General features: G+C 38.2%; 13 protein-coding genes. 6 read left to right on the plus strand and 7 right to left on the minus strand.

Going from position 1 to position 12530, the window contains the following annotated elements; translation table 11 throughout:
- The first annotated feature begins 25 nt into the window (after nt 1-25).
- Together FZC76_RS00440 and FZC76_RS00445 are read left to right on the plus strand one after the other, a co-directional pair.
- Complete coding sequence (locus FZC76_RS00440; RefSeq protein ID WP_148986312.1) at nt 26-475, plus strand: DUF2512 family protein; 450 nt, start codon at nt 26-28, stop codon at nt 473-475.
- A gap of 86 nt (nt 476-561) precedes the next feature.
- Nucleotides 562-1086 carry a cupin domain-containing protein gene (locus FZC76_RS00445; protein ID WP_148986313.1) on the plus strand — a complete coding sequence of 175 codons (525 nt, stop codon included), beginning with the start codon at nt 562-564 and terminating at the stop codon, nt 1084-1086.
- A gap of 35 nt (nt 1087-1121) precedes the next feature.
- Here FZC76_RS00445 and FZC76_RS00450 read toward each other — a convergent pair whose 3' ends face one another.
- Nucleotides 1122-1475: a winged helix-turn-helix transcriptional regulator gene (locus FZC76_RS00450; protein ID WP_148986314.1), complete on the minus strand. Its 354-nt coding sequence runs from the start codon at nt 1473-1475 to the stop codon at nt 1122-1124.
- Between the two features lie 199 nt (nt 1476-1674).
- Here FZC76_RS00450 and FZC76_RS00455 point away from each other — a divergent pair, with 199 nt between their 5' ends.
- The 3 genes from FZC76_RS00455 (at nt 1675) to FZC76_RS00465 (ending at nt 4947) form a co-directional block, all read left to right on the plus strand.
- On the plus strand, nt 1675-2889 hold the full coding sequence (locus FZC76_RS00455; RefSeq protein WP_148986315.1) for an MFS transporter: 1215 nt from the start codon (nt 1675-1677) through the stop codon (nt 2887-2889).
- 119 nt (nt 2890-3008) lie between these two features.
- Complete coding sequence (locus FZC76_RS00460; protein ID WP_187441911.1) at nt 3009-3983, plus strand: LAGLIDADG family homing endonuclease; 975 nt, start codon at nt 3009-3011, stop codon at nt 3981-3983.
- A 499-nt stretch (nt 3984-4482) separates the two neighbouring features.
- Nucleotides 4483-4947 carry a nucleoside deaminase gene (locus FZC76_RS00465; protein WP_148986959.1) on the plus strand — a complete coding sequence of 155 codons (465 nt, stop codon included), beginning with the start codon at nt 4483-4485 and terminating at the stop codon, nt 4945-4947.
- A gap of 37 nt (nt 4948-4984) precedes the next feature.
- Here the strand turns inward: FZC76_RS00465 and FZC76_RS00470 are convergent, their stop codons facing one another.
- The 4 genes from FZC76_RS00470 to FZC76_RS00485 form a co-directional block, all read right to left on the minus strand.
- A complete protein-coding gene (locus FZC76_RS00470; RefSeq protein WP_148986316.1) occupies nt 4985-5551 on the minus strand; it encodes a cysteine hydrolase family protein in 567 nt (188 codons plus the stop codon).
- A gap of 457 nt (nt 5552-6008) precedes the next feature.
- Nucleotides 6009-8453, minus strand: a complete 2445-nt coding sequence (gene parC, locus FZC76_RS00475; protein WP_148986317.1) for a DNA topoisomerase IV subunit A — start codon at nt 8451-8453, stop codon at nt 6009-6011.
- A gap of 3 nt (nt 8454-8456) precedes the next feature.
- Nucleotides 8457-10424, minus strand: coding sequence for a DNA topoisomerase IV subunit B (gene parE, locus FZC76_RS00480; protein ID WP_148986318.1), 1968 nt, complete (start codon nt 10422-10424; stop codon nt 8457-8459).
- A 242-nt stretch (nt 10425-10666) separates the two neighbouring features.
- On the minus strand, nt 10667-11074 hold the full coding sequence (locus FZC76_RS00485; RefSeq protein ID WP_148986319.1) for a CoA-binding protein: 408 nt from the start codon (nt 11072-11074) through the stop codon (nt 10667-10669).
- 196 nt (nt 11075-11270) lie between these two features.
- On the opposite strand from FZC76_RS00485, the gene plsY reads away from it, so the two are divergent.
- Nucleotides 11271-11876 (plus strand): glycerol-3-phosphate 1-O-acyltransferase PlsY, encoded by a 606-nt coding sequence (plsY, locus tag FZC76_RS00490; RefSeq protein WP_148986320.1) that lies wholly within the window; start codon nt 11271-11273, stop codon nt 11874-11876.
- A 37-nt stretch (nt 11877-11913) separates the two neighbouring features.
- On the opposite strand, the gene FZC76_RS00495 is transcribed toward plsY, so the two are convergent.
- Nucleotides 11914-12381: an NUDIX domain-containing protein gene (locus FZC76_RS00495; protein ID WP_148986321.1), complete on the minus strand. Its 468-nt coding sequence runs from the start codon at nt 12379-12381 to the stop codon at nt 11914-11916.
- 1 nt (nt 12382) lies between these two features.
- The gene (locus tag FZC76_RS23380; RefSeq protein WP_262372332.1) at nt 12383-12514 is read right to left on the minus strand and encodes a hypothetical protein; all 132 of its coding nucleotides are present in this window, start codon (nt 12512-12514) and stop codon (nt 12383-12385) included.
- Nucleotides 12515-12530 lie beyond the last annotated feature (16 nt).

The raw sequence follows: 12530 nt of genomic DNA on the forward strand, positions 1-12530 counted from the left end.
CTACAAGGGAAAAGGAGTGAAAAAAATGAAGCATGTTATGCCGTTATTAATAAAATTCATCGCCAGCTTTTTAATCCTATCCTTTTTCTTGAATCAGTTTGCTGAGATCTCTTTCCTAGATATCCTTTTGACAACCGTTCTTCTTGTTACTTTTTCGTACTTTGTAGTGGATGATATGGTCTTGCCACGAACAAATTACACATTCGCTGCAGTTTTTGACTTTGTATTTAATTTTGCCGTTATTGCTTTTATGGTATATATTCTGACCAATCTAAGTGGAGGATTCTTGTTACCATCCGCTATAGCAGCTTTAACGATCACTGTATTTGAAGTGTTCTTTCATCTATACCTTGTCAAAAGTGTTTTCCCGGATCACCCTAGGAAGCAATCGAAGAGGGACGCTAAACCGATGGAACTACAAACAGAGTTCTCAGAAGAGCTAAGTGTACATGAAAAGAAGAAGAGAGAAAACTAAACCCAATAATTTTGTTGGGTTTTTGTTTTTGTTTGCTATACTTTTATATATTCAGATTTAATTGGGGAAGGAGTCAATGAGTAATTATGAGTCTTGATAAAGTGAAAGATTGGGTAGAGGCATTAGGGCTTGAAGCACATCCAGAAGGTGGCTTTTACAAACAAACATACGTATCAGGGGAAAACATCACTGATAATGAACTATCTGTTTCTTTTGATGGTAAACGAAAGCTCTATTCAAGCATCTATTTTTTACTTACCGATGAAAACATTTCACACTTTCATCGGTTAAAATCAGATGAATTATGGTATTTTCATGGGGGCAGTTCATTAACCGTCCACGTCATTACAGAAGCAGGGAAGTATGAGCAACACAAGTTAGGTTTGAATTTAGAGGAAGGGGAAAGACCGCAAGTATTAGTTCCGAAAAATTCTATTTTCGGTTCAAGTGTCGACACTCCAGATAGTTATGCATTAGTTGGTTGCATGGTGTCACCTGGCTTTGAATTCAAGGATTTTGAGATGTTTTCACAAGCAGAATTAATGAAAAAGTATCCGGAACACGAGAAAATTATTCGGAAGATGGCTTATGAAGTGTTGCCAGATGAATGAAGTAACCCCCTTTCAAAGTAGAGGAAGGGGGTTACTTATTTTTCATTTGTATCTATTAAAACTAACTCTTTATCTGGGCAAGTTTTCTCAATATGGTGTTCCCCCCATGCACAAAGCATGTCCAAAGCAGGCTTCAGGGACCAGCCGTAATCGGTTAATTCATACTCCACTTTAGGAGGGACTTGATTATAAATAATGCGATTCACAACACCATCAGACTCTAGTTCTCTTAATTGTTGTGTGAGCATCTTTTGCGTAATAGTAGGCATTAACCTTTTGAGTTCACTTGTTCGTCTTTTACTTTTTATAAGGTGACAAAGGATGACTACTTTCCATTTACCACCGATAACTTCCAACGCAGCTTCCACTGGAATGTTGTATTTCTTCATAAAGTATCCCTTCTTTATAAGGTATTTATTTCACACATTATACCACCATGGTCTTAAAGGTAAATAGGGTACTTCCAGGTGCCTACCTCACTTTAAAGTGCGTACTTACATTTAATAAATACTGCCTTCATAATAAGGACTCGTAAGGCTACCATATGGCGCCCAAGGTAGTCCGCATATTATGAAGGAGGAATTTATTATGAGTTCACAAGCAGTTCCTATAAATCATTCTAATACAAAAAGAAAAAATAGTACGTTAGCATTGTTAGCTTTAGCAATTAGTGCGTTTGGAATTGGTACTACTGAATTTGTACCAGTAGGCTTATTATCAACGATATCAAATGATTTGAACATCTCGATTACAATGGCAGGATTGTTAATCTCGGGCTATGCGATGGGTGTTGCCATTGGTGCACCAGTTTTAACCGCACTTACAAATAAGATGAATCGAAAGACGTTACTTATCTCTCTAATGATTGTATTTATTATTGGTAATTCAGTAGCAGCTTTATCCAGCAATTATGAATTACTATTGGTAGCAAGGTTTATCACCGCTTTTTCACACGGAATCTTCTTTTCAATAGGGGCAACAATTGCTGCAGATCTTGTTCCTGCCGACAAAAGAGCAAGCGCCATTGCATTGATGTTTACAGGATTAACTGTAGCGACAGTAACAGGTGTACCACTAGGAACCTTTATTGGGCAAATGTTTGGCTGGAGAGCAACGTTTTGGGGTGTTGCTTTATTGGGAGTGATTGGAGCAGCAGCAAGTTGGTTTCTCATCCCACGAGATTTAAAAGAAGCACCACCATCAACGTTACGTGAGCAACTTGATGTGTTGAAAAACAGTAAACTTCTGATCGCTTTTGCGATAACCGCCTTAGGGTATGGAGGGACTTTTGTTACCTTTACTTACTTGACACCACTGTTGGTAGATGTCACAGGATTCAGTGCAAATTGGGTTAGTGGTATCTTACTTGTTTATGGAATTGCTGTTGCAGTTGGAAATGTAATTGGTGGTAAGGCTTCCGATAAAAATCCTTTGAAGGCACTTATGTGGATGTTTATGATGCAAGCTGTTATTTTAATTGTTTTGACATTTGCAGCGCCATTTAAAGTTGTAGGGTTGATTGTAATCTTTTTAATGGGGATGTTTGCTTTTATGAATGTACCCGGACTCCAAGTGTTGGTTGTGAATCTGGCGGAAAAATATGTACCTTCTGCAGTGAACGTCGCTTCTGCGCTCAATATCGCAGCATTTAACGTAGGGATAGCGATTGGATCGTTGTTCGGCGGGATTATTGTGGATTCCATAGGTCTGATCCATACTCCATGGATTGGGGGAGTCATGGTGATGGGGGCTGTTGGGTTGACGGTTAAGTTGATGAAAATGGAAGGGAAAACTGCTCAGTGATGGGCGGTTTTTTCTTTTTTATACGGGTGAAGTGCTATTATTTGCACACAAGAACATATGTTCGTATAATAGAAATATAGGCAATTAGATCTATATCTAGAGGAGAGGAAGGCGAAAATATGAAGCAGATGCCAAATAGAAAAATCACCTTAGACCTCCGAGAAATTATTAAAATGTATGAAGATGGCATGAGTACCACTGAGATTGCAATCGAAGGGAATGTAACTAGCCGAAGAATTACACAAATTCTTAAGAAGAATAATGTGGAACTGCGGCCAAGGGGACATTGGAAGAGGAAGTATCATATAAATGAGGATTATTTTAAGCACTGGTCACCAAACATGGCGTATATATTAGGGTTTTTCTTGGCGGATGGAACTATTACTGATATAACACAAACTCTAAGTATTTCACAAAAAGAAATCGGGATTCTTGAACAAATACGGGATGAAATGAAGTCTAATCATCCAATAGGTAAAAATAAATATGGGGTATACTTCCTTAACATAAACAGCAAAATCATTAAAGATGACTTGATGAATATTCACGGCTTAACACCAAACAAGTCTAAAACTGTTGAGTTTCCTTATGTACCAGAAGAATATATACATCATTTTGTAAGAGGTTATTTTGATGGAGATGGAAGTATTAATTACGAAAAATACGTTGTAACATTTGTTGGCGGATCCAAACTATTTTTTAGTGAATTAATAAAGGTGTTTGAAAAACAACATTTAACGCCATCTTTGAAGGACAGAAAATCACATTATCATCTATTCATTTCAGGAAGGAAATCAATTCAGACTTTCGCTAACTGGATTTACAAGGACAAAACTTTGTATCTACAAAGGAAGTTTAATGAATTCAATAAAGAAAAATTGTCCTACAATCAGCTGAAAGATAGAGCTATAAAAGTTACTAAAGAAGCTGTGTTAGAACGCAGAAGGATTTTTTTAAACATATTAAAAGTAAATGGTTGTGTAAAGCTCACTAGTGAAAAAATTGGAATTAGTCCGTATACCTACAAAACCTGGCTGAAAAAAGATAGGATATTTGAACAGGAGTTTTATAATATACTTAATGAAAGAGAGTGAATGTGCTCTCTTTTTAAATTAAATTTAGAGTTTACATAACACTTATTATGGGAAGTAATTAAAAAATCGGTATTTTGTATCAAAAACAAAGTAAACTTATGATAGTGAGACGAATTCGGTTAAAATCATTAAATGCCGCAGTTTACCTATTATTTAATTTAACTTGCAGTTTTTCAATAAATATTTTTTTATAATGTTAAATCAAGAATCTCATATCAAAATAAGTGGGTCTGGCTAATTAAGATTTAAATATTTTATTTTTGAACCATTTCCTCTATGTAATAATATTAATCTTCAGCGAAGTCATCTCTTTTATTATATAAGTTTACATAATATTATTACCGCAATCATTCTTATGAATTTGTCCCTCCATTTATCTATCCTATTTAGTTAATAGTTTAGATTTATAAGTATTTACTTTCGAAACGTATTAACTTAAAAATAATGCAATAAGATGTTAGGAACCCCTTATTTTGGAGGTGTTTCTTTGGAAAAGCATATGCACGAATTCTTTCTTCACCGTGCCATTGATTTGGCTCTTCAAAATGTTAATGAAAATGGCGGTCCATTTGGTGCTGTAATTACAAGAAACAATCAAATTATTGCCGAAGGTGTCAACAGAGTGACCAGTAATCACGATCCAACAGCACATGCTGAAGTTATGGCTATACGCAAGGCTTGTCATAGTTTACAAACCTTTGAGCTTAGAGATTGTATACTTTATAGCAGCTGTGAGCCTTGTCCGATGTGTCTTGGTGCTATCTATTGGTCTCGTATTCCAACCGTATATTTTGCTGCAGATCGAAAAGATGCTGCCTCCATTCATTTTGATGACGAGTTTATTTATCGTGAAGTTCAACTTGACCCTGCAAAGCGAACCCTCCCCTTTATTCATCTACCATTAGTCAACTCTTTGCAACCTTTCATGAACTGGAGTAAAAAAGTTGATCGAACTCATTATTAAAAAACAACGCCACATCTCTATGGCGTTGTTTTCTTTATTAATTCTTAATTGTTTGCTGTTGTAATAATTTTATGACTTCCTTAGTTGTAGTAACTTCTGCAAATTCTTGGTGTAATGCCGATAAAGCGTGACGATGAACTTCTTCTGCTGATAGCTTCAAACCGTCATAGGAAACAGTCTCATATGCTGCAGTTGCGTCACTACAAACATATGTTCTATACCCGAGATTACCAGCCATTCTTACTGTAGTAGATACACAATGATTGGAAGTCAAACCAATTACTATCATTGTTTGATAGCCATTTTTCTTTAGATAGCTGTCTAATTGTGTTCCGATAAAACAACTGTTTACATTTTTACGGATAAAATATTCGTCTTCCAGCGGTTCGAATCCCGATTTCAAAGCAAACCCAGGGTTGCTGGGATGAAGTTTAGAATTCGGGTCTTGAGATACGTGTTGAACGTGAATGATAGGAAACTCTTTTTGTCTCCAAGCTTTCATAAGTTCTAGCATTCTATCTTCAGCATCTGGATTATTGCGCTGACCCCATGCTGGATCGTCAAACCCTTTTTGAACATCTACAACTAGTAATACTGGCTTCATAATGCATCCCCTTTCTTTCCCCATTATTCTATTAGCTGTTTGTAATTGATATGCTTGGAGATATGTATTGAGTATTGTTTCTTCAAGCATTGTTTTACCTTATTATATCAAATATTGCCTATCTTCTGTTTCATAAACAATATTTAACTGGAGAGGTTGGACATATCAAAACTGGTTCTACCATTTATTCGTGACCTTCTACGATAAAACTGACACCTTCTACATTTCCCGGATTTACTTCGACATTTCCCACTCAACCTTCTACCTCTAAGTAAAGATGTTCTACAATTTCACTATTTTTTCACACTTTAAGTTTACATAACATAAATCTAGTAAACCGAAATCAATAAAGTTCTTCCCACCCAACAGTTCACCAATATATAACCAAACAAACACAAAAAAACCGCCCCTCCTCGCTAAAATCCAGCGAAAAAAAGCGGTCCGAAAAAATTTATGACTATTTTTCCTTACCTTCAACTTCTTCTTCCGTCTCTACCCACATCTCCACTACATCTCCTGCTTCCTGTTGATCCAGGACGAATGATCCGTTTGAATAGCGGTCATTGTTACGGTACGAGGCGGCAGCTAGTTTTTCCACAACGCCTTTTTCCGTTTGTACATAAATGAAACTTGAAGGTTCCACAAGATCAACTGCTGCTATCTGATGTGGATTATTTTTTACTTCACGAAGCATAACTAGTCCTCGTTTAGCACGTGTCGCTTTATCAAACTCGGTAATTTTTAACTTCTTCACCGCACCGCGATGGGTGGCGATAAATAACATGGCCTTGGATTCTTTCTCGAATACTAAGCCGCTCACAACATAATCATTATCTTTCAAGTTTATGCCTTTCACACCCGCTGCACGGGCGCCGACGACATTAATTTCCTCTTCGGTAAACCAAAGGCCATATCCGCTTCTTGTCGCCAAGAAGATATCTTTAGCGCCATCTGTGAGATGTACATCGATTACCACGTCATCACCTTTAAGGTTTACAGCCATAAGTGGCTTAGAGTAGCGTTGTGCTTTATAGGAGATCAATTCTGTTTTCTTGACCATTCCGTTACGTGTTACGAACAACAAGAATTGAGGATCCTCGAAATTGCTCACAGGTATTGCTTTTATGATGGACTCATCTCGGTCTATTGGAACAATGTTTGCTACATGTTGGCCCATGTCTTTCCAGCGAATGTCAGGCAGTTCATGGACTGGCAAGAACAAATAATTACCTTTGTTAGTGAACAATAGCAACGTTTGGGTTGTATTAATGTCCAACCTAGAGATTATTCTGTCCGTTTCTTTCATGCCGAAATCTTGTCCATTGGATGCGGAGAAAGAACGTAAGCTTGTACGCTTTACGTATCCGTCCTTTGTAACAGTAACAATGACGTCTTCTGAAGGAATCATTACTTCCAGGTTGATCTTAATCTCTTCGATTTGATCCTGGATTTTAGAACGGCGCTCATTTGTATAGAGTTTTTTCACGCGTTTTAAATCTGATTTAATAACAGAAAGTAACTTTTTCTCGCTTGCTAGAATAGCTTCTAACTCTGCAACCTTTTTAGCAAGTTCATCTGCTTCGGCTTGCAAAGCGGTAATATCAGTGTTTGTCAGACGGTATAACTGCAAGGAAACAATGGCTTCCGCTTGTGGCTCTGTAAAAGTGAACTTGGCAATCAAATTATCTTTTGCATCGCGTTTGTCTTTGGAAGCACGGATTGTAGCAATTACTTCGTCTAAAATAGAGAGTGCTTTCATCAAGCCTTCTACTACATGCTGGCGTTCTTTTGCTCTGTTCAACTCAAAACGTGAACGATTAGAAATAACTTCTTTCTGGTGATCTATGTACGCATCTAAAAAGTGAGGTAATCCCATTAATGTTGGACGCTTTTTATAGATGGCAACCATGTTGAAGTTGAAAGTGATTTGCAGGTCGGTATTTTTATAAAGGTAATTTAAAATCCCGTTTGCATCTGCTTCTTTTTTCAGCTCAATGACAACACGTAGGCCTGTACGGTCGGTTTCATCACGCACCTCTGAGATCCCGTCTACTTTTTTGTCATAGCGTAGTTCATCTATCTTTTTTACGAGATTTGCTTTGTTCACTTCATATGGAACCTCTGTGATAACAATCTGCTGCTTTCCACCTCGGATATCTTCCACTTCAGCCAATCCACGAACGATGATTTTGCCTTTTCCAGTTTCGTAGGCTTTCTTGATGCCTTCTACTCCTTGAATGATCCCTCCAGTAGGGAAATCTGGTCCTTTGATCACTGTCATAAGTTCATCCACTGTCACAGAAGGGTTATCGATGCGCATTATAGTTGCATCAATGACTTCTCCAAGGTGATGTGGAGGAATGTCCGTTGCATATCCGGCAGATATTCCTGTAGAACCATTTACTAAAAGGTTTGGATACATGGCTGGAAGAACAACCGGTTCCTGCGATGTATCATCAAAGTTAGGAATAAATTCTACCGTTTTTTTATCAAGATCGCGTAAAAGCTCAGAAGCGATTGGTGATAATCTTGCTTCCGTGTAACGCATTGCAGCTGGTGGGTCACCATCAATGCTACCGTTGTTACCATGCATCTCAATAAGCATATTACGTACTTTCCAGTCCTGACTCATACGGACCATTGCATCATACACAGAGGAATCTCCATGTGGATGATAGTTACCAATTACATTACCAACTGTTTTCGCAGACTTACGGAATGGTTTATCATGCACATTTCCTTCTGCATACATAGCATATAAAATTCGTCGTTGCACGGGTTTAAGTCCATCACGTGCATCTGGTAATGCACGCTCCTGGATAATGTATTTACTATAACGTCCAAATCGGTCGCCTAAAACTTCCTCTAGGGGTAAGTCGTGAAATTTCTCTATCTGTGTCATCTGTTATACCTCCTCTGCTGCGACCAACAAGTTATCATTTTCAAGTATATTAGGGTCCTCTTCCAATCCAAAGGCAACATGGCTTTCAATCCACTTACGTCTTGGTTCCACTTTGTCCCCCATTAGTGTAGTAACACGGCGTTCTGCACGGGCTGCATCGTCAATTCGTACTCGAATTAAGGTACGAGTATCCGGGTTCATGGTCGTTTCCCACAATTGATCTGCGTTCATTTCCCCAAGACCCTTATAACGTTGGATGGTATAGCCTCGACCAATCTTTTGGATAGCTCCTTTCAACTCTTCATCAGACCAGGCGTATTCCAAAACTTCTTTCTTCCCGGTCCCTTTGCTTACTTTATAAAGAGGTGGAAGTGCGATAAACACTTTTCCAGCCTCGATAAGCGGCTTCATGTAGCGATAGAAGAAGGTCAACAGCAACACTTGAATATGCGCACCATCTGTATCGGCATCGGTCATGATCACCACTTTGTCGTAGTTGATGTCTTCTACTGAAAAGTCTGGTCCAACGCCACCACCTATTGCATGGATAATGGTATTAATCTCTTCGTTTTTAAAAATGTCTGCAAGCTTGGCTTTTTCGGTATTGATAACTTTCCCTCGAAGTGGCAAGACTGCTTGGAAACGGCGATCACGGCCCTGTTTAGCTGAACCTCCTGCAGAGTCACCCTCTACCAGGTAGATTTCATTTTTCTGCGGATTGCGTGATTGGGCTGGAGTTAATTTTCCACTAAGCATCGCATCAGATCGTTTTCTCTTTTTCCCGCTCCGGGCATCTTCTCTGGCTTTTCTAGCCGCTTCTCTGGCTTGGAAAGCTTTAATGGATTTTTTCACAAGCATCGAACTTGTTTCTGGATTTTCCTCCAGGAAGTAGGCAAGATGTTCTGAAACTACACTATCTACCGCAGAACGTGCCTCACTTGTGCCAAGTTTCCCTTTTGTTTGCCCTTCAAACTGCAAGAGTTCCTCAGGGATGCGAACGGAAATAATGGCAGAAAGTCCTTCTCTTATATCTGACCCATCTAAATTTTTGTCTTTTTCTTTTAGAAGATTCACTTTTCTGGCGTATTCGTTAAAAATACGGGTCATTGCTGTTTTAGCGCCAGCTTCATGTGTCCCGCCATCTTTCGTTCTCACGTTATTAACAAAAGACAAGATGGTTTCTGAATATCCATCATTAAATTGAAAAGCGAAATCTATCTCAATCCCGTTTTGGGCACCTTCGAAGGAAACGACATTGTGAAGCGAATCCTTTTCCTCATTAAGGTAAGTGACGAATGCTTCAATCCCGCTTTCATAATGAAAAACCTCTTTGACAGAATTTCTATCATCATTCAGCTCTATTTTTAATCCTTTTAACAAAAAGGCAGATTCTCGTAGACGCTCACATAATGTCTCAAAGTTATAAGTGGTGGTGCTAAAGATGGTTGTATCCGGCTTGAAATGGATCGTCGTACCTGTTTGATTGGTTGTCCCAATCTTTTCAAGTGTTGTAACTGGCTTACCTCCATTTTCAAAGCGTTGCTCGTATACAATACCATCCCGCTTAATCGTTACGGTCAACCATTCGGATAAAGCATTCACGACTGATGCACCTACACCATGTAGTCCGCCACTCGTTTTGTATCCGCCTTGACCAAACTTTCCACCTGCATGTAATACCGTTAAAATTACTTCGGGGGTAGGTTTTCCCATTTTATGCATTCCGGTAGGCATTCCACGGCCCTTATCCTTCACGCTTATGCTGTTATCTTTATGTATCGTCACAATGATATGATCCCCGTATCCACCCAACGCTTCGTCGACGGAATTATCAAGGATTTCGTATACAAGGTGATGAAGACCTCTGCTGTCCGTGCTTCCAATGTACATACCAGGACGTTTACGTACAGCTTCAAGACCTTCCAATACCTGTATCGCATCATCGTTATATTCAATCGTATTTTTTGCCACCAAAAACATACCCCTTTCACTACTACTACCAATAAATCACGTTATGTATGAATTCCTTTTATCTATACGGATTTGTCGTTTGTTCACAACAAATATTCGTTTATATATTATCATACATTTGAAACTTGTCTATGTTCTATTGTATAGGGTTCTTAGACTTTAGCCAATATCATCTGGCGTAAATTGTCATAATATGAATAAAAATCCTTGTTTTTTCTAAAAAAAACAAGGACGGATTTGACCTATTTGGTTAAAGCGTGTTCCACTTTAATGCAACGATCCATAATGACAGTATAGCCCTTTTCTTTCAATAGTTCATAGGTTTTTTCATCAGAAAGCCCGAGTTGTGCCCAATAAACGTCTGCATCTACTTGTAAGAACTCCTCAGCAACTCCATATAAATGCTCAGAACGACGGAAAACATTGACAATATCAATATGCCCTTCAACTTCTTTTAAAGTAGAAACAGCCTTCACCCCAAGCACTTCGTCTACAGTAGGATTAACAGGAATAATCTCATATCCTGCGTCTTGCATCGCTTTAGAAACCATATAGGATGTACGCGCAGGATTATCAGACAATCCAACTACAGCAATGCGTTTACTATTTTTTAATATCTTTCCAATCTCTTCTCTGCTAGGTATATTCATATTTTTGTCCCCTTTACTAATTTTTAAAGTTAATTCTTACTGTTATACCCGTTTAATCTAGTTTTAACAACTTCTAACAACCTGATATTAGTACTTACTCATAAAAAATTCGAGATAACTTGCAATAAACCCTTTGCTTCCTGTTAAATTTAACATATATTAAAGGTAGGAATTATTACATAAAGGGGTTTAATGAATGACTGAACTACTAATTATTATACTTGCATACCTTATCGGTTCCATACCTTTCGCACTTGTTGTGGGAAAAGTAGGCTATGGAATTGACATCCGAGAACACGGAAGCGGGAACTTAGGCGGTACCAATACGTTTCGTACATTGGGTGTAAAGGCAGGAATGATTGTAACGATATGCGACATTTTAAAAGGGACACTCGCTGCCTCGTTACCTATCTTACTTGGAGCTGACATTCATCCACTTCTTGCTGGTGCCTGTGCAGTTGTAGGACATGTTTATCCGATTTTTGCAAAATTCAAAGGTGGTAAAGCAGTAGCAACTTCCGGTGGGGTTCTATTATTCGCCAGTCCCCTTCTGTTCGGCTTAATGTTATTCTGCTTCTTTCTTTTCTTGTTTTTGACCAAATATGTATCTCTATCTTCTATGCTTACTGGAGTAGTAACCACCATTTATAGTATTGCATTTGGAGATCTTCCGCTTATTATTGCGGTGTCACTTCTTACGGTATTTGTGATTTTTAAACATCGGGCAAATATCGGCCGAATCATCCAAAAAACGGAGCCAAAGATCACTTGGTTAAGTTTAAAAAAGAAGAAGGTTTCGTAGAGCATTCGAGTTTTCTCGGATGCTTTTTTATATTTCATCAATGCTTTGTTACCACTTCTTTTACAGCTTTTTTGGCCTCATCATCCCATACTATATGTTTCTCAAACGTTCCCTCTTCAAAAAATAGCGGAAACCTTTTCTTAAACCAGTCTTGCATAGGGAGATTTAAGGCCTCCGATATTGCTACCCATTTTAATTCCCCTTCTGGTGGAGATGGTAAAAGTTGTCCACGGAATGTATATGTCACATAGTTAAACACCATATATCTCTCATTTTCCATCTCATTTACATATTCATCTAAACCTTTATAAATTAAGTTACTAACTTCCAATCCGGTTTCTTCACAAACTTCTCGAATTACACCTTCTGTTAGGCTTTCAGGAAAATCCACTTTTCCGCCTGGTCCTATAAATCCTGGAAACCCTTTGTGAGCAGGTCTATTAATTAAGAGAACTTTATCTCCGTCCACTACAAGGCACATCGTGTATATACTGATCTTAGTCATTTTATTTTTCACCACTATCTCTAGTTTCCAATAGTTCTATAATTCTTTTATTTTGCTTTACTATTTGTCCAAGGTAAGAAATGATCGTTCCTACCCCGATAGCAATACCTATTAGTAATAATGTATTAAACATTTATTTTCCTCCTTTG

The organism is Sutcliffiella horikoshii (assembly GCF_008180725.1).
GTDB lineage: Bacteria > Bacillota > Bacilli > Bacillales > Bacillaceae_I > Sutcliffiella_A > Sutcliffiella_A horikoshii_B.

Coding starts and splice junctions, on each gene's coding strand:
- FZC76_RS00440 (WP_148986312.1), top strand. CDS start 26: ATGAAGCATGTTATGCCGTTATTAATAAAATTCATCGCCAGCTTTTTA.
- FZC76_RS00445 (WP_148986313.1), top strand. CDS start 562: ATGAGTCTTGATAAAGTGAAAGATTGGGTAGAGGCATTAGGGCTTGAA.
- FZC76_RS00450 (WP_148986314.1), bottom strand. CDS start 1,475: ATGAAGAAATACAACATTCCAGTGGAAGCTGCGTTGGAAGTTATCGGT.
- FZC76_RS00455 (WP_148986315.1), top strand. CDS start 1,675: ATGAGTTCACAAGCAGTTCCTATAAATCATTCTAATACAAAAAGAAAA.
- FZC76_RS00460 (WP_187441911.1), top strand. CDS start 3,009: ATGAAGCAGATGCCAAATAGAAAAATCACCTTAGACCTCCGAGAAATT.
- FZC76_RS00465 (WP_148986959.1), top strand. CDS start 4,483: ATGCACGAATTCTTTCTTCACCGTGCCATTGATTTGGCTCTTCAAAAT.
- FZC76_RS00470 (WP_148986316.1), bottom strand. CDS start 5,551: ATGAAGCCAGTATTACTAGTTGTAGATGTTCAAAAAGGGTTTGACGAT.
- parC (WP_148986317.1), bottom strand. CDS start 8,453: ATGACACAGATAGAGAAATTTCACGACTTACCCCTAGAGGAAGTTTTA.
- FZC76_RS00485 (WP_148986319.1), bottom strand. CDS start 11,074: ATGAATATACCTAGCAGAGAAGAGATTGGAAAGATATTAAAAAATAGT.
- plsY (WP_148986320.1), top strand. CDS start 11,271: ATGACTGAACTACTAATTATTATACTTGCATACCTTATCGGTTCCATA.
- FZC76_RS00495 (WP_148986321.1), bottom strand. CDS start 12,381: ATGACTAAGATCAGTATATACACGATGTGCCTTGTAGTGGACGGAGAT.
- FZC76_RS23380 (WP_262372332.1), bottom strand. CDS start 12,514: ATGTTTAATACATTATTACTAATAGGTATTGCTATCGGGGTAGGAACG.